The organism is Bacillus sp. FSL L8-0167, assembly GCF_038630295.1.
Lineage (GTDB): Bacteria > Bacillota > Bacilli > Bacillales > Bacillaceae > Bacillus > Bacillus safensis.
Genome location: NZ_CP152027.1, coordinates 485912 through 503093, shown reverse-complemented (window position 1 = coordinate 503093; position 17182 = coordinate 485912). Strand labels below are relative to the sequence as shown.

At 41.2% G+C, this 17182-nt stretch carries 13 protein-coding genes and 1 riboswitch; of the genes, 2 read left to right on the top strand and 11 right to left on the bottom strand.

The features are described from left to right. Window positions 1-9: 9 nt before the first annotated feature. Both MHB66_RS02405 and MHB66_RS02400 read left to right on the top strand, forming a co-directional pair. Window positions 10-579 carry a GNAT family protein gene (locus MHB66_RS02405; RefSeq protein ID WP_034283978.1) on the top strand — a complete coding sequence of 190 codons (570 nt, stop codon included), beginning with the start codon at window positions 10-12 and terminating at the stop codon, window positions 577-579. Between the two features lie 98 nt (window positions 580-677). Further along, window positions 678-941 carry a hypothetical protein gene (locus MHB66_RS02400; RefSeq protein WP_008346966.1) on the top strand — a complete coding sequence of 88 codons (264 nt, stop codon included), beginning with the start codon at window positions 678-680 and terminating at the stop codon, window positions 939-941. A gap of 40 nt (window positions 942-981) precedes the next feature. Here MHB66_RS02400 and MHB66_RS02395 read toward each other — a convergent pair whose 3' ends face one another. The 11 genes from MHB66_RS02395 to MHB66_RS02345 all read right to left on the bottom strand — a co-directional run bounded on the left by MHB66_RS02395 (window position 982) and on the right by MHB66_RS02345 (window position 17114). Further along, window positions 982-1206 carry a hypothetical protein gene (locus MHB66_RS02395; protein ID WP_034283982.1) on the bottom strand — a complete coding sequence of 75 codons (225 nt, stop codon included), beginning with the start codon at window positions 1204-1206 and terminating at the stop codon, window positions 982-984. 346 nt (window positions 1207-1552) lie between these two features. Beyond that, the gene (locus MHB66_RS02390) at window positions 1553-2029 is read right to left on the bottom strand and encodes a DUF2247 family protein (protein ID WP_034284336.1); all 477 of its coding nucleotides are present in this window, start codon (window positions 2027-2029) and stop codon (window positions 1553-1555) included. Between the two features lie 4 nt (window positions 2030-2033). Next, complete coding sequence (locus tag MHB66_RS02385) at window positions 2034-3626, bottom strand: T7SS effector LXG polymorphic toxin (RefSeq protein WP_268748728.1); 1593 nt, start codon at window positions 3624-3626, stop codon at window positions 2034-2036. 192 nt (window positions 3627-3818) lie between these two features. Further along, window positions 3819-5540, bottom strand: a complete 1722-nt coding sequence (locus tag MHB66_RS02380; protein ID WP_046313949.1) for a pyruvate oxidase — start codon at window positions 5538-5540, stop codon at window positions 3819-3821. 67 nt (window positions 5541-5607) lie between these two features. Then, complete coding sequence (locus MHB66_RS02375) at window positions 5608-7434, bottom strand: APC family permease (protein ID WP_034283853.1); 1827 nt, start codon at window positions 7432-7434, stop codon at window positions 5608-5610. 112 nt (window positions 7435-7546) lie between these two features. Then, window positions 7547-7691, bottom strand: a riboswitch (cyclic di-AMP (ydaO/yuaA leader). Between the two features lie 69 nt (window positions 7692-7760). Beyond that, on the bottom strand, window positions 7761-9848 hold the full coding sequence (locus tag MHB66_RS02370; RefSeq protein WP_046313947.1) for a cellulose biosynthesis cyclic di-GMP-binding regulatory protein BcsB: 2088 nt from the start codon (window positions 9846-9848) through the stop codon (window positions 7761-7763). Window positions 9849-9852: 4 nt separating this feature from the next. After that, a complete protein-coding gene (locus MHB66_RS02365; protein ID WP_024427352.1) occupies window positions 9853-11121 on the bottom strand; it encodes a glycosyltransferase in 1269 nt (422 codons plus the stop codon). Beyond that, entirely contained in the window at window positions 11114-12826 is a 1713-nt protein-coding gene (locus MHB66_RS02360) for a DUF2334 domain-containing protein (protein WP_046313945.1), read from the bottom strand. The genes MHB66_RS02365 and MHB66_RS02360 overlap by 8 nt, the downstream gene beginning before the upstream one ends. Next, the gene (locus tag MHB66_RS02355) at window positions 12816-13667 is read right to left on the bottom strand and encodes a diguanylate cyclase (protein WP_046313943.1); all 852 of its coding nucleotides are present in this window, start codon (window positions 13665-13667) and stop codon (window positions 12816-12818) included. The genes MHB66_RS02360 and MHB66_RS02355 overlap by 11 nt, the downstream gene beginning before the upstream one ends. Continuing rightward, window positions 13648-14730 (bottom strand): glycosyl hydrolase family 8, encoded by a 1083-nt coding sequence (locus MHB66_RS02350; protein WP_046313942.1) that lies wholly within the window; start codon window positions 14728-14730, stop codon window positions 13648-13650. The genes MHB66_RS02355 and MHB66_RS02350 overlap by 20 nt, the downstream gene beginning before the upstream one ends. 197 nt (window positions 14731-14927) lie before the next feature. Next, a complete protein-coding gene (locus MHB66_RS02345) occupies window positions 14928-17114 on the bottom strand; it encodes a DNA topoisomerase III (protein ID WP_041116726.1) in 2187 nt (728 codons plus the stop codon). Window positions 17115-17182 lie beyond the last annotated feature (68 nt).

The window sequence follows — 17182 nt, the reverse complement described above, 5'->3', positions numbered from 1 at the left end:
TGTGGGCACATGTTTTTTTATCAGGATCAAGAGATAGCTATGCGGCTGCTTGAGCCAAGAGACGCAAGAAGTCTATATTTACTCATCCAGCGGTCAAGAGAGCATTTACGTGAATGGATGCTTTGGGTGGATTCAACGAAAACAGAGGAAGACAGCATGGCGTTCATTCAAGGCGCAATGCAGCAAGCCTTGCAGAACAACGGTTTTCAAGCGGGCATCTGGTCACATGGAGAGCTTGTCGGGATCATCGGCACCCACCAAATTCATTGGATCGACAGGACTGTTTCAATTGGCTATTGGCTCGGAGAAGGCTATCAAGGAAAAGGCATCATGACAAGAGCGTGCAAAGCAGTTATTCATTATTTATTTGAAGATTGTGGACTGCACCGCATTGAAATCAGGGCTGCTGTCGATAACCTGAAGAGCAGACGCATCGCAGAGCGTTTATCCTTTTCGCTTGAAGGCATTTTGAGACAATGTGAATGGCTGGGCGACCGCTTTACGGATCATTGTGTATACGCCCTTTTGCAGCCTGAATATATGAAAGAAAAAACGCATTCTATGAATCAGCCCACGTAATTGTGTCGATTGCATGAATTATTTTACAAAGTGAAGCTTTGTAGTATCGGTTGCGATCAGCATCTGATAAAATAGAAGGAAAAATCGAGGTATGAAGTATGTCTCTTATTATTTTATTTTACTTATGGATTGTCCCTTTATTATTTGGCATTTTCTTCTCATTCTTAACAAAGAAAGCCACCTACAAACGCCGCTTTGTCCCATCATATAGCATGGCAGGACTCAGCATCGTTTTTCTCATTCTGGCACTTGTCTTTTCAGCCAGCCATTTTCTATTCATTTGCGGTATGTTCCTATTTGCCACAACCCTTGTCGGCACAGGCATTCCTTTATTTTTAGCCTTTACAAAAACACCATCATAAACAAAAACCACCTTTTCGCAATGGAAAGGTGGTTTCTTTTTTATTGATTTGGCATTCTGTAAGTCACAGTCGCATCTTGATTGGCTTCAATCGTTTTCACAATGTCTTGAAGGACCTCTGCTGCACGATCGTTTGAGTCATACTTACCGAGCGTCTTCACCCAAGTATCGCTTCCTGCGATCATCCCTTCAATCTTTTTGCCGGCTACAGTGACTTCGTGGACATGAACGAAACTTTGCTGGTTTTGTGTGAAAATCCATAGCATGGTTTTAGCTCCTTTTTATTGGTTTATTTTAACATATTAATTTCTGACTGGAATGAAATGGCTTGTGCAGGTAAAAATCAAGGTGACTGTTTCATTCAGGTTTGTTGTATTTTTTAGCATCTTTTTAATTTACCGTCTATCATAATCGTAATTCCTTCTACGAGTTCACCAGTATTTTCATTTTCAAACTTCTCAGGCAGGATGCTTATTTTATGGTCACTCATTGTTTTCTCCTCAATTGCTTTCTAACAAATCTACTTTATTTTTTATCATACCAATCTCTTTACCAGCAATGAATGAAAGAAAACGATGGACCATTAGTCCATCGTTCTATTAAACTCTCTAGTTATAAAATCAATTCCTTTTCATCTTCTAAAAACTCTTCTACAAGTTCTTTAATTGTATTTTGTGAATCGTGAGGGTAATAAAATGCGTCTGAAACTTTTCTAAAAAAATCATACATATTTTCGGGCGTATGAAAGATTGAAAAAATATTTTCAATTTCTTCAAATATGTTTTCATCAGTTGAATTAGTATAAACCTCTTTCATAGTGCTATATAGCCACTTATGATACTCTCTCTTCATGTCTTCCGATGATTTGTCAGAGACTATGCTCTCAAGTATATGATCTACTTTAACTTCTTCTTGTTCCCAAGCTAATTCAAGGATTAATTCATTGTTAACATTAGGGTTGTTTTCTAGATATTTAACAGCATAGTTTGTTACTTCTATTGCCGAAATTAAATTAAACTGTCTACCAACAAACAGTGTAGACCAGTTACAATCAAAACCATTTTTCGTGATTATATCCGTTTTATACAATTTTCTATTTCCCCCATTGATTTATTTTTCCTGTCACTTTGCCACCAGGTATAAAAGTTCTATGGGTTACTGTATTCGTTGTTGGATCTACCACCCATTCAAACACGCCATTCCTTATTTCTTTCGACTGTAACATTTCAGGGGCGTTGTTCTTTACTTTTACATATTTGGTTTCGTACTTAACCACCGAGCCCTCTATTTGATACAACGAATCCATATGGCCTTTTCTATTTGGTAAATCAAATCTCTTAGAATGAACTGCGTAGTTGTCAATTATATCATTAAAGCTATGATAAAAATCATCTTTTAATGCACTACCTACTCGTGGATTATCTAAAACTGGATGCTTAAGTTCTCTCGTACTCTTAATGCCCATCTTCCCATGAAACCCTTTAGCCCCAAACGGCAAAAGCATTCCAAGCGCCGCGTTCATACTCGCTTCCTGCTGTTCTTTGGAGATCTTATTTCCAAACATGTCTCGGCCTGTGATCGCTTCGCTGAAGCCGTTTGTGGCGGTGAGGCCGTATAAACCTTTTTGGGATGTCTTTAGGGCGTCAAAGGATTTTTGTGATGTCTTGTAAATGTCGACTGCCCTGACTGCAACTGATGTGGCTTGGGTCGTTTTATAGACGGCTTTTCCGCCTTTGAAAATGCGGCCTGCCCAGCCGACGATTGGGATGTAACCTGCCGCTGCCATGCCGCCTGCCGCGACTCGCTGTCCTGCGGTGAGTTCCTCGCCTGTGATTGGATCAACGCCTGTTGCGGCACGTTTTGCATCGTTCACGCCAGTCAGTTCATTCACGATGTTTCCACCATAATCGAGGGCTTTTTCATACCAAGGACGGTTGGCGAGGGCTTCTTGTTCCTTTGCGATCTTGCGGGCTTCTTCTTGTTCTTTTTTGATTTTCAGATATTCAGAAGTTTGCTTCTCAATATCGCTCTTTGCCTTGTAGATTTCGCTATTTTGATACGCTTTCTTATCAAAATTCATAGGCGAAATCGCTTTTCCGTCATTTGTCGCATTGATCATTTCAGCATACAATGCCATTGTAGCTTGCTGTTCCGTCTCTGACAAAGCATATTCATCTTTTAAATTTTGATCAAGCTCTCTTAGTTCTTTGACCGTCTTTTTTCGTTCATCTTCCGCATCTTCTATTTTTTCATCAAAGGTTTGGCTATCAAATACCTCTAGAGAAATGAGGTCATCAATGTCTTGAAAAATCGTTTTGAGTGCCTTTTTTTGATCCTTCACAATGCTTTTAGCATTCTTGATGCCCATATGTACTGCGTTGTCTAAAAAGTGTTCTTCTACAAAGGTATCGCCGCCAAAGCTCGTATCATCCAGTGTCCCAGAAACACCTTCATGAAAGGCTTTTTGCTTATCAATGAAGCTGATAAACATGTCTACATTTCCAGCGAGCTCTTTATAGAAACTTTTAATATTATCGGCTCCTTTCCCAGTGAAATCATCACCGAGGTTGGCAACACCTTGTAATGCCTTTTTTAAATCTACCATTTGTTCGCGGAGTTCCTGGTAGTGTTTTGCCCTTGTGTCCATGGCACTGGTTAGTGCTTTTGCATCAAGTATCTTGCCCAGAAGAAGTCACTCCCTCCATTATTGATCATAAAGTCTATTTTACCTTTCTCAGCGAATTGGAAAAATAGGCTTTAAGTTACAAAAATAATTTCCATATATTTTTAGAGGAAATAAAACAAGTGATAATTGAAATGTTTTTTCCTTTCATTAAAAAAAGTCAGTCCTCTTTTGAGAGGACCGACTACATTTTGTTTAGAAAAAGCGTTTTAAACTTTTCTTGAGTGGAGGGATATCCAGCTCGCCTTTTTCGAAGAATTTTTTCAGTAAGTATTTACTAAAACCAGCTGCTTGTGTGTACGTAATTTTCCCAGGTAACGGCGGTTCATTGGTGACAGCAACATCAATAATGACGGGTTTATCTGATTGAAGGGCTGCACTAAAGGCTGGAGCTAGTTCTTCATGTGATGACACGGAAATTCCTTTGCCGCCGCATGCTTCTGCGAACTTAGCAAAATCAATATCTTCCAGCTCTATACCATAATTGATGTTTCCTTTTACCTGTTGTTCATATTCGATCATTCCAAGGTTGTTGTTGTTTAAGATCACAACAACGATCGGCAGTTTATATTTTACCGCTGTCACAAAGTCTTGCATGACCATTGTGAAGCCACCATCGCCACAGACAGCAACCGCTTGACGATTCGGTTCATTTAACTTAGCAGAGATCGCTCCAGGCAAACCACAGCCCATTGTGGCAAGCCAGCTGGATATGATGAAATCCTGCTGTTTCATTTCAAAATGGCGTGCCATCCATACGGTCACATTCCCTACATCAACAGAAAGAATGGCGTCGTCTTCAACTGCTTCTTCTAGTCTAGCAATGACTTGCTGCGGTTTAAGCGGTGATGTGGCAACGGATTTTTCCTTATCCATTTCTTCCCGCCATTTCATCATATGCTCTGTACAAGCTTCAAGGAAACCACGCTGCTCTTTATATTCAATGTAGGAGGTCAGTTCCTGCAAACCACTCTTGCTGTCACTCACGATTCCTACGTCTACTGGATATCTTTTACCGATTTGATCTGGTTTAATATCCAGTTGAATGGCAGGTGTGTCCTCTGGTAAGTAGTCTCTATATGGAAAGGAAGTTCCAAGCATAATTAAGAGGTCACACTCTTCCATTGCTTCATAAGCTGGCTTCGTTCCAATTTGACCTAGGTTTCCTAAAAAGTATGGATGCCTGTCTGGCACAACCCCTTTTGCAGGAAGTGTGATGACGATAGGTGCAGCAGCCTTTTCTGCAAATGAAAGAAGCTCTTCTTTTGCATTTCGTAATCCTTTACCTGCTAAGATGATCGGCTTCTTCGCATTGTTAATTAGCTGTGTTGCCTTTAGCAGTTGATCTTTCTTTGGCCGTACCTCTCCCTCAACATAAAGAGGAGATGTATAAACTGGCTTACGCTTAATTTTTTGAGAAAATAAGTCATCTGATACGGTGAGAACAGCCACCCCTTTATGGGTATAAGCTGCTTTAATGGCTTGATTCAATAAATCAGGCAAAGCTTCTGCTGTTTGTACCTGCTGATTAAAGACAGCGACGTCGTCAAACATCCGCTCTAATTTGATTTCTTGGAATGTGTCTCTTCCTACTTCATTCGACGCAACCTGCCCTGCAATTGCTAAAACGGGTGCGCCATCTGCTTTTGCATCGTATAGTCCATTTAATAAGTGGACAGCACCCGGTCCAGCGATGGATAAGCAGACACCGAGCTTACCTGTTAGTTTGGCATCAGCCGCCGCTGAGAGTGCCGCCACTTCTTCATGTCTCGTTTGTATAAATTGTATTTGGCTTGATTCATGCCTAAGCTCTTCAATCAATTCGTTTATGCTGTCGCCGGGCATTCCATAAATATGTTTTACGCCCCACTCTTCCAGTAGCGCTGTTACTTCTTTTCCTGCGGTTCTTTGCGGCATGTGAGAAAACTCCTTTTTTCTTACTCCATACCACCGCACCCTTTTGATCAAACGTTTCAACTTGCTGCTACTTTTTAAAATGATATGGAAGGGTGGCGACCACAATATCCCGTTTCCATAATAGACGGAACCTTAATAAAAAGGCAGATTGGTTATGCAAGATCGTATGCCATCTTTTTTTCGGGATAAATTGAGGCACGAGCACCATCACTTTATATTGATGCGCATTTGCTTTTGCCTCAACCGTTTCAAGAAATTTATCAAGCGGATGAATAAGACTTCGATAAGACGAATGCAATATCACAAGCCGCACACCGCTGTTCAGTTTTTCCCAATCCGCTTCAATTTTCTTATCTTTTTCTTTATCAAAGGATACATGAACTGCTATGACTTGATCTGATAAGGATTTTGCATATTGAACAGATTGCTCGACGACACGTGTTACACCGGCAATTGGCACGATGACCACATTTCCTTTAATCTCAACAGGCTCTGTTTCATTCATTAAACGCAGTTGTTCTCCAACAGACAGATAATGCTTTTTAATGGAATGAAAGATCAATAGCACAATTGGCATGAAAACAAATACTGGCCATACAAGATGGAACTTGGTCAAAATGAGAATCATGAGAACGGTGAAAGAAATCAGTGCTCCGACTATATTGATCGGCATTTTCGTTTTCCAGCCCTGCGGTTTTTCACGAATCCACTTCACACACATACCGGTCTGTGACAACGTAAATGGAATAAATACACCTACAGCATATAGCGGAATGAGGTGTTCCGTTTTCCCATCAAACAACCAAATGAGCAGCATAGAAGCTACACCTAAAAAGATAATGCCATTAGAATAACCGAGTCGATCCCCTCTTACAGTAAACATGCGCGGCATATATTTATCCTTTGCTAAGTTGACCGCCAATAAAGGAAAGGCGGAAAAGCCTGTGTTTGCCGCTAATATCAAGATTAAAGCTGTGACAGCTTGAATGACATAATAGAAAAATGTACGTCCAAATGTATCTGATGCAATTTGTGATACAACCGTTTCTTCTGGCTTTGGTGAGATGCCAAAACCAAACGCAAGCAATGTCACGCCAACAAATAATACAGCTAGTAATCCACCCATCATCAATAATGTTCTCGCTGCATTTTGTGCAGCTGGTTTTTTAAAGGATGGAATGGTATTTGAAATGGCTTCTACCCCAGTCAGTGCAGAACAGCCAGACGAAAATGCTTTTAATAAAAGAAACAATGTAATGCCAGGTACATGCGTGCCTATCGCTGTATGCTCAGGCGCTGGAGGAACGCCTCCTGTTAATAATTTAAAACCGCCGACTCCAATTAATATTAGGAGTGATATGACAAACAAGTACACGGGATAAGCCAAAATAGATGCCGATTCTGTCAATCCACGAAGGTTAAGCACCATGATCAAGATGACCAATACAATTGAAATCAGCACATGATATGGATATAGTGCCGGAAAAGCCGATGTGACGGCATCGGTACCCGCTGATATGCTCACTGCTACAGTCAAAATATAATCTACAAGCAATGATCCGCCTGCGACCAGTCCTGGTTTTTCACCTAAGTTTCTGCTAGAGACGACATAGGCTCCGCCGCCTTCTGGATAAGCATAAATAATCTGGCGGTAAGATAGAATTAACGCCATTAAAAGAATTAATACACAACCTGCAATCGGGAGTGAGTACCAAAATGCTGCTGCACTAACGACTGAAAGAACTATCAAGATTTGTTCTGTACCGTATGCAACGGATGACAATGCGTCTGATGACAATAATGCCAACGCTTTGATTTTTGATAGTTTTTGTTCTCCTGCTGCCTGTGATTTTAATGGTTTCCCAATTAAAATACGCTTCATCAAACTGTACATGTGATGCCCGCTCCTTTAGTGTCAAACGATTTAAGTTACAAAAGATGGATCGCCAAAAAGACACAGAGGCAATAGAATGCCCCTGCGTCTATTGTTTAGATCACAGGTTGGTCTTTGCTCTCTTTAACGCTTACGAGGTTAGCTGACGGATTCGGGCGCATGAGACTTTGCCCTACCTAAAAAGGATTCACCCCACGTGGTGTCCTGCACCACCAATGGTTCCCCCGCTCATCGAAATGATTCAGCGATTGGTCTTTTATAAAAGAGATCATACTCCCGTTTAACACCAAAGTAAAGACATTTTTTCAAGGTCTTTTGATCGTTTATCAATCAGTCTTTTTGCGGTTTTTTCGCACGAAATAAATAATCATCACGACCACAAAAATAATCAGTGCAGCGATACATGCAAAGTAAATCCAAGAATCATTGATGCCTTGCTTTTCATCTTTTGGGAGATCATTTGTTGTGCTGCTGACCGTTTGATGATTAGAGAACATGTCTTTGTTTTTGCTCTCGATTGCAACTGTTGCCGTTTCCGTATTTGTTTGCAGGAAATGAATCACTTCATGTGAAAGATCAGCGTCAGCTGCATTCATTCCGGAAAAGACGGTCATTGTTTGTTCTTTATTCCATACAGATGGCTGCGTCCATACAATACGAGCAGTCGTTTCATTGATCATGCCAAAGGAGGATACATCATACTGATCCTTTTTCACTGGAACGATGAGATCGTCTGCCTTTTCTTTTAAAAGAGAGAACGTTTGAATGCCCCCGATGAAAATGAGAGAGTGATCTTTCAATTGATCATTTGTCACATTTGAAGCTTCGATCAAATGATATTGGGCAGCTTCCGGCTGACTAAATGATTCTGTCAGCATCGCCATTTGATTGATCGTTTCTTGCTTGATTTGATCTGGCATGATGATCAATGTTTTTCCTTGCTGCGTTTTTGATGTGAAAGGAAGCGGCCATGCAGCTAAATCCGGTGTATCACTAGTCGTCCCTTCTGGTATTTGAAGAGAGCTGTTCTTATCAATGTAAATCCAGCCTTCTTCATCCGTATGTCTGCAGGCTTCCATGTTTTTAAAGCCTGTAGTAACAAATTGCAAATCAATATATTCGTTCTTTTGGAGTACTTGTGAATCTACTGGAATTGACACATGATAGAATCCATTCTCATCTTTGTTTCCTAGTTTTGTTAACGGTACGTCGTGCGGTTCGTTATTGATCATGACTGTTAAGCGTTCCGCTTTGTTCGCTGTATCAGATTTTTTAAATGATAGATTTAGTTTAGCTCCTGATTTTTGATGAGCGATCAATGCCTTTGGATAATAGTAATGATCAGATGCCGTCTTTTTGGTTCCAACCGTGACATCATCACCACCAAAATCTTTTAAACGAATTTGATGAGATGGTTTTGATGTTTTAACAGTAACCTTTTGAAGGAGTAAATCTGTCCCAGTGAGCTGACCTGTCAGTTCTGGTTGAGTCAGGACATTGATTTTTTCAGCAATTGTTTTTGGCTGCTTAGCAGTGACAAATAAAATGGGCTGTTCTTTTTTCTTTCCTGTCAAGGTTCTCACCGCTAATGTGAGCTGATTGCTTGCTGTTTTCATTTTCGCAGCTTGCTCGATCGATTTCACTCGTCCATCCCAGTTTCCTTTTGCTCCCACAGCAATGGTTGGATGAGCAATTTGCTTGAGGTCCTTTTCTTGGACGAGTTTGAGGTCTGCTTGGCGGTCTTTGTTTTTCAACGTCCGGTATACTTTCATAGCCGCTTCTAATTCAGCTGCTTCCGGTGAATTTGGTATCACAATATCTGTTTGTTCTTTCTGATCACCTGTTTGAATGAAAAATGAAGGGAAGCTGTCTAACGTCACGTCTTTCGTTTGAGTTCCTTTGAAATCCAGCTCACTTTCAGGATATACTTTCAGCCAATTGGCAGGTGTCTCTTGGTTGATACACACACCTTCTTTTAACACGCCATAAAATGTGAGCTGAATTTGATGAGAACCTTTTTTCAATTGCGCTTTGTTCAATTTGATTTGAATTGATTTCTTTTGATTTTTCCCTGATACGGGAATGGTCTTTTCAATCTCTCCATCAATCATGACTGTGAACGAAGATGGCGAAATAAGTAATGGTGAAGCCTCTATATTTAATGTAAGGTTGCTAGACTCAACTTTTCCTCTCTCTATTTGATAGGAAAATTCAGTGCGGTCTTCTTGTCCATACAAGGTTACTACATCTTCTGATAATGCTTGCGTTTCCGTTTGACTTCCTTTAGATGAGCGAATCCAGTCATCTTTCACTTGTACTCGATTTGATTGCGCCATTGCTTGACCCGCCATGAAAAAAGGCTGAATGGCAAGGGATATCATCAATATAAAAATCATCCATTTTACCGATTTCAATTTGTCACCCGCTTTTCTTTTGTTGTTGATCGTAACGCTCAGTTTTGTACCATTTCACTTCTTGTTTGAATAAACGGCTCTTTGCCTCTACACATAAGGAGTACACGACTAGCGCAATCCATACTTGAGAATAAGTGAAGTACATGAGCGCCACAATGAGTATATTTTGTTTGGTGAGCTCTGTTTTCTCAATACTTAGTGTAATCATCACTTCTGTTAGAAAGAGGAAGAAGGCCAATCCCCACAGGATCAGTGCAACAGCCCCTACAGATAAGTGAAGGTCAACAAATAGGTTCACGATAAAGATGCCATTTGAGAGCAGGACACCGAAGAAAAATAAGAAATACGTAAAGAAGAAATAAAACAAATCAAAAATCATTCGTTTTCGTTTCAGCTTCATAAACTGCTTTAAAAATTTGAGGACAACATATTGATTGCCTCGAGCCCAGCGCGTTCTTTGCCGCCACCAGACCTTCCATGTCTCAGGCTCTTGTTCCCATGTAATCGCAGCTGGGAAAAATCGAATGACATAGCCAAGGTTATAGACACGGATCGTTAATTCGGTGTCTTCAGCCAACGCATGAACATCCCAGCCGCCAAGCTCTTCTAAAATGTGCCGGCGGATGGCGAAGTTGGTGCCCGGTATTGTCGCAATGCCAAACCACTTCCATCTTCCGCCTTGCGCCATCCATTGAAAGCAGATGGTCTCAATATTAATAAATTTGGTCAGCAGATTTTTGGCTGCATTGATGACCCTGAATTTCCCGACAACAGCGCCTGCCTTTGGGTCATTCAATAAACCAAGAACCAAATGATAGACGGCCTTTTGTTCAGGCATGTTATCTGCATCGTATACGCAGATGACTTCTCCTGTTGAAGCCTTTAAGCCTTCATTCAGTGCAGTTGATTTTCCCTTTCCTGCAAATGGCGGTTTCGTTTCAATCATATGGACATGATCATATTGCTCACTGAATGACTGCACGATGTCCCCTGTGCCATCGGAGGAATTGTCATTAATCACAATGATTTCAAGGAGATGTTTAGGATAGGATAGCTGGACCATTGCTTTTAGCGTTTGCCGAATGACAACTTCTTCATTATGAGCAGGAATCAGAATGCTGACGGTCGGCAGTTCTTTCCCTTGTTTCGTCCATTCAGGCAGCACTTTTTCGTAGGTCAGGTAGTGCTGAAAGCCGCCCTGCATGAGAAACATGTGGTATAGGAGCATGATCCAAATCAGTATTAATGAAAGATAAAATAAGACATCAGCCACCTAATTTTCTCTCCTTAAAAATACGTTTTTTCATTGTCAGTCTTAAATACAATGTGTAAAAAGCAAATGCCGCAATAAACAGCATCACCACGACGGTGAGAATTCGCAGCATATTTTCCATGCCGCTTCGTTTAACTGTTGTGGTTTCCGCTCTATTGGATTGTTCTACATGAATATGTCCATCCCCTGATGTTTTGATCTGTACATGTGGTGTTTGGACTGTCTGTTTTGTTTTCTTTAAATCCAGCCATTCACTAGAAGGAATTGCATCCATCTGCGTCATCAGATTCTGCAATCCAGCTATTCCGGATTCCACATCATAGGACAGCCCGATTGCGGCTGATTGAAGATGCTGGATGGATTGAATCTTTTGTTCTGTTAAAATATTTGAACCTTCTTCGTCAGACGCTGGCTCTACTGATTGCTGAGGATATAAAGTCATGCCATGAAGCATGTCGGGTTTCGTCACGAGCGGCGGAGCACCGGCTGTTTTCCAAGTATGATCCGACAGCTGTACCTGTCCAAACAGACTGGACACATGCCTTGATATCACTTCGTAGCCTTGTTGAGATATGGCATCATGCGGCACCTCGAATGCCAGTGGATAGAGACCTTGCTGCGCAAGAAACTCAATGCCTTTTGTCAGTTTTTCTTCTGTATAGATGGTTTCTTGCTGCTGATTCGATCTCGTATAAGCATGGAAGTCTTTTTCATTCGAAAAATGGCTTTCACTTTGCTTCTTCTCAGCTTTTTTAGGGTCATTTGACGTAATGGACTGATCATTCTTTGCATCCCAGAACTCAAAGTCCTGACCAGAATCCTCCGTGCGATACGTACGGCTAAATCCATGGAGAATGATGCTGGCTCCATCGCTTTGCAATTGTTTTAACACTTTTACAAGCTTCGGGCGGTCACTCAGTGTCACTTCATCGCCTGTTGTTCGATCCACCCAAACAGGGGTTACCGCTATTAGAAACGGAATATGCTGAGTGGATACGTATTGTCCAAGCTCAAGCAGCTTCTTTTCGTCAGTGACAGGACTGATGTTCCCAAGCCTTAAGTATTTTGTGGTCAGTTGATTAGAAGAAGGAAGGCGTTTTTCTAGCACTTCTGCAAGAAGCTCGCTGTGCTGCACGACATTTAGGATTCCAATATAGGCGGCACCTTCCTTTGTTTGAATCACAAATGGAAGATCAGCTTTATGTTTTTTCAATAGAAATTCCCTTTGCAAGTCTGCCCCTTGAACCGTTAACGCACTGATCCTTTTCTCTAGCTGACGGTATGCTTTATCATCTGTATATTTGATTTGACTCGTGTGATCTTGTTTGTGAAAAGTAAGCGCGGAAAATGGGCGCAGCTGTTCCGCATTGTATCCAATGGCTATGATCTTCTGTGCTTCGTTCATTACACGAATGGTCTGTTTTGGTAAGGTTCTCTTTATTTCCCCTAGATAGATGACTTGCTGAAATTCGCTGATCTTCTTTTCAGCCAAATGTTCATCAGATACAATCGTCGTCTGTTTTGAAAAATGTCCAGCGAGTAGATCCAGCATATGCACTGCTGGAGTCGCTTCTCCTGAATCTGTTGAATAAACGATCAGGGTATCTGGCTTGGCAAGAGCGTCGGCTGAAGCCATGTATTGAAACGAAAGAATCAAAAAGAGAGCAATCATCAAGCAGCATTTCATCAAAGAATTAAAGTTCATTCATCATCATCTCTTTTTCTAGTTCTTCTAAAAATTGTTCTGGCGTGCGATAATCCGAACTGCTTGTTAAATGACAGACATGAAATGTCAAGGTGACTTCACGGCCGTTTAACAGCACATGCTTTTTCAATTTATCCTTTAGCTTCTCAAGGACGACAGAGACATTTTCTTCTGGTGTGTGAGTAAGCAGCAGGCCTATTCGTTCTTCAGATAATCGAAATTTCTTATCGGTTTCTCTGACACTTTCGCGAATCTTGTTACTTAATTGCTGAAATAGGTGCTGCATTTCTTTTTCTCCATATAACGATTTGAATTCTGCTGCATAATGAATGTGAAGAAGGATAAATACGAATGGCTGTTTGTAGCGTTCTGCCCGTTTCATTTCCTCAGACAATTCCAGCCTCATCCGTTCTGCATTGTCAAATCCAGTGGTGGAGTCAATCGCCACAAATTGTTTCATAGCCTGCTTTTGTTGTTCAATGGTTTGCCGCATCGTCTTAATCCGCTCATGCAAGCTTCCTGCTGAAATCGCGAAAAAGAGGAGGGCTGCGCCCCAAATCACCACATCTTGCAATGTTTGATTGGTAAAGAAGGGGGTTGTGTGGCCAAGCTCTGTAAAGAACATAGCACTTCCTATAAAGAACAACATCAGCAAGGTAAAAATTAATGCTGGTAAGATGCCAAATAAAATCCCGCATCCTAACACGACAAAAGTCAGTGTGATCATCAAAAAGCTCTCTGCATCATGTACGCCAAGGTAGCCCATAAACAAAATAAGACCTGCAAACGTGAGGAGCAGAGAATAATATAAACGATACGTATTACTGAATAACCGATTCATTAAAAAGCTCCCTTTCTGCAATGAGAGGCAATAAATTGTCAAATGAGTGTGTGTCTTTTTCGTTCATGTACCCTCCATAATAATCCTTGAGAGGATCTTGAATTTGTAATTCTTTCATGCGGTCATACACCTCTTTTGCGAATTCCGGTTCGTTTTGTTTAAGAGCATACAAGATGACCAGCGCATATACAGAAGGCGATTCATACGTCACTGCTGGCTGCAATGTGCTCAGTTTATATCTACCGTACAATTTTCCTTCTTTTGTAAAAGTCGTTTTAAGCCATTTCATGATCGCGGACGTATTCACCTTTGCACGATCGGCATGTAGAGCCGTATAGAGTTGATCAATCATATTGATTTCTCGATCAAATGAATAGGCTTTTTTCTTTATGTCATAGGATTTAGGAAAGAATCCTTTTTTTCTCGGTGCTTGTTTTAGAATGGCCAATTGGTTACTCGTCATTTGTTTCGTGAATATTTTGAGGGATTCCAATTCTTTGATTGCTTTTGGGTCTAAATATGAGAGTGTGATTGTGTGTGAAGTTCGATTTGTTGATGCATCATAATAATCGGACAAGATGCCTCTATACATATTTTTGTCTTTTAACGCTTGTGCGATTTCTTTTGCTGTTGTTTGATACGCTGCATTCTTCCATAAACGATCTGCCTTTTGAAGTGCCGCCACTACCCGTAAATCATCAACTAGAGCATTAGCCTTACTTTTTTGATCAGATTCGATTTGCCAGCTGAGAAGATGATGGTCTAGTAAAAATTCATCTTGCAGGACACCAAATTGTTGGTCAAACGAATTTTGGTCTTTTTTTCGAACAAGATAATCCATCCAAAGCCCCAGCGATTCGGATAAGTAGATGTGCTGCTCTGCAAATGAAGTGCGGATCAAGCCTTGATCTGTCATGAGGTGATGAGTAATAAAATATTCTCCGGGCAATACTGGCTGTGGTGATACTGGATAAGCTGATTCCGTCTGCTGCTTCCAGGTACATCCACCTAGTAGAATGACAATGAGTAAAACAATACCTATGCGATGTATGGGTGTATCCATTCGTGTCCCCTTTCAACTCCCGTTCTCTTAGCATTCTAACGATTTATTATAGATTGTTTCTGTTTAAATTTAAATAAATATTTTATACCAAATTACGAGTCTTTTCGCATAGACATTCCCATTTTCAGAAAAACAATATGTCGATATGCTTGATTACATTGGAAAACCCATGCGTTTCCGCATGGGTTTTTATAATACTATTGATCTAATTTTAATTTCTTTAATTGCTCAGCCAGTGCGTTATTGATTGGTTCTTCCACTTTCTTTTGTTTCTTCATATATTTAGACACATCGTGCTTACTGGCTTTCTTTTGATTGGATTGTGATTTGCGTTTTTCGAAAACAGACAGTTTTTCTCTATGGCCGCACACACAAGCAAAGATTTTGCCATCGCCTTCTCCGCGCAGCTCGAGCTTTTTATGACAGTTCGGGCAGCGTGCGTTTGTTTTCTTCGCCACATTTTTACGGTGGCCGCATTCTCGGTCTTGGCACACGAGCATTGTGCCATGTTTTCCATTTACTTTCAGCATCAGTTTTCCGCAGTCCGGACAATGGGTGCCAGTGACATTGTCATGCTTAAAGGTTTGGTTCGTTTGTTTGATTTCAGATACGGCTTGTTTTGCATAGGACTTCATTTCACTCATGAATTGAGAAGCCTTCAGCTGTCCTTTTGCGATTTTAGAAAGCTTTTGTTCCCATTCCGCTGTTAACGCAGGAGACTTTAAGTCTTCAGGCACTAAGGAGAGCAGCTGCTTCCCTTTCGATGTGATGAAAATGTCTTTGCCCTTTTTCTCAATTAAGAAACTGTTAAACAGTTTTTCAATGATATCGGCTCTTGTGGCCACTGTCCCTAGTCCGCCTGTTTCACCAAGGGTTTTCACTAAATCCTTTTCCTGATTCTGCATAAATGCAGCTGGGTTCTCCATAGCAGATAGCAGGGTTGCTTCATTAAAACGAGCAGGAGGTTTCGTTTCTCCTTTTGTTTCTTTCAGCTGGCGTACTTCAAGTGATTGCCCTTCGGAAAGTACCGGCAGATGCTGATCTGCTTCGGCTGATTCCTCGTCTTCATAGGATTCATCGTACACAGCTTTCCAGCCGGCTGATTGCACAGTTTTTCCTTTTGCTGTGAATGTTTCACTGCCTATTTTGGCGATCACCGTTGTTTCCTCGTATTCAAAAGGATTCATGAGTACAGCAAGGAATCGTTTGGCAATCAGATCATATAATTTACGCTCTTTATCACTTAATGCACCAGGATACAGTTCTTCCTCGGTTGGAATGATCGCATGGTGATCTGACACTTTTGCATCGTTGACAAAGCCTTTGTGTGCTTTCACGCCTGATTGTAAAATGCGGTTCACATGCTGAGCGTACGGTCTGACATTCATTCCTTTTAATCGATCTTTTAATGTAGGAACGATATCCGCTGAAATAAATCGTGAATCTGTACGCGGATATGTTACAAGCTTATGCTGCTCATACAACCGTTGAAGCGTAGATAATGTTTCTTTCGCTGAGAAGCCGTAGCGTTTATGCGCATCACGCTGCAATTCAGTGAGGTCGTACAGCCCTGGAGCAAAAGCTTTTTTCGCTGTTTTTTTCAATGCATCGATCACTGCTGGTTTTCCTTTGCAGCCTGCCAAGCGCTCTTTTATGACATTCTCTTGGAATGTGCGGTTTTGCTTTGTTTTGGCATCCTGCCACGTCAAGGTAAGTCCATCTACTTGTGCAGTCATTCCATAAAACGGCTTCGGCTGGAATTGCTGAATGTCTTCTTCTCGTTTGGCGATCATGGCAATCGTTGGTGTTTGTACCCGTCCGCAGGAAAGCTGCGCATTGAACTTGGTCGTCAGCGCTCTTGTTGCGTTGATCCCTACAATCCAGTCTGCCTCAGCACGTGCAACCGCTGAGCGGTACAGATTATCATATTCTCTGCCGTCTTTTAGTCGTTTGAAGCCTTCTTGAATGGCTTTGTCCGTAACAGATGAGATCCATAGTCGTTTTAGCGGCTTTTTCACATGCGCTTTTTCAAGAATCCATCTTGCGACAAGCTCCCCTTCACGTCCAGCATCTGTTGCGATGACAATGTCTTTTACATCTTTTCTTGCAAGCTGTGCTTTTACTGCTTGGAATTGTTTTCCTGTCTTTTTCATGACGACAAGCTTGAGCGGCTCTGGAATGATCGGCAAATCCTCTAAACGCCAGGATTGAAATTCTTTTCCGTAGCCTTCTGGATCAGCCAGTGTGACCAAATGGCCAAGGGCCCACGTGACAATGTATTGATCTCCTTCTAAAAAACCATTTCCTTTTTTATGACACTTCAGTACACGCGCTAAGTCACGTCCTACTGAAGGTTTCTCTGCTAATACAACTGTTTTTGACACTAGATTTCACATCTCTTTCTTCTATCCATCCTTTTATTATAGCAGACGTGGAGATGCGGTTCTAATAA

Coding starts and splice junctions, on each gene's coding strand:
- MHB66_RS02405 (WP_034283978.1), top strand. CDS start 10: ATGTTTTTTTATCAGGATCAAGAGATAGCTATGCGGCTGCTTGAGCCA.
- MHB66_RS02400 (WP_008346966.1), top strand. CDS start 678: ATGTCTCTTATTATTTTATTTTACTTATGGATTGTCCCTTTATTATTT.
- MHB66_RS02395 (WP_034283982.1), bottom strand. CDS start 1,206: ATGCTATGGATTTTCACACAAAACCAGCAAAGTTTCGTTCATGTCCAC.
- MHB66_RS02380 (WP_046313949.1), bottom strand. CDS start 5,540: ATGCCGCAAAGAACCGCAGGAAAAGAAGTAACAGCGCTACTGGAAGAG.
- MHB66_RS02375 (WP_034283853.1), bottom strand. CDS start 7,434: ATGTACAGTTTGATGAAGCGTATTTTAATTGGGAAACCATTAAAATCA.
- MHB66_RS02360 (WP_046313945.1), bottom strand. CDS start 12,826: ATGAACTTTAATTCTTTGATGAAATGCTGCTTGATGATTGCTCTCTTT.
- MHB66_RS02355 (WP_046313943.1), bottom strand. CDS start 13,667: ATGAATCGGTTATTCAGTAATACGTATCGTTTATATTATTCTCTGCTC.
- MHB66_RS02350 (WP_046313942.1), bottom strand. CDS start 14,730: ATGGATACACCCATACATCGCATAGGTATTGTTTTACTCATTGTCATT.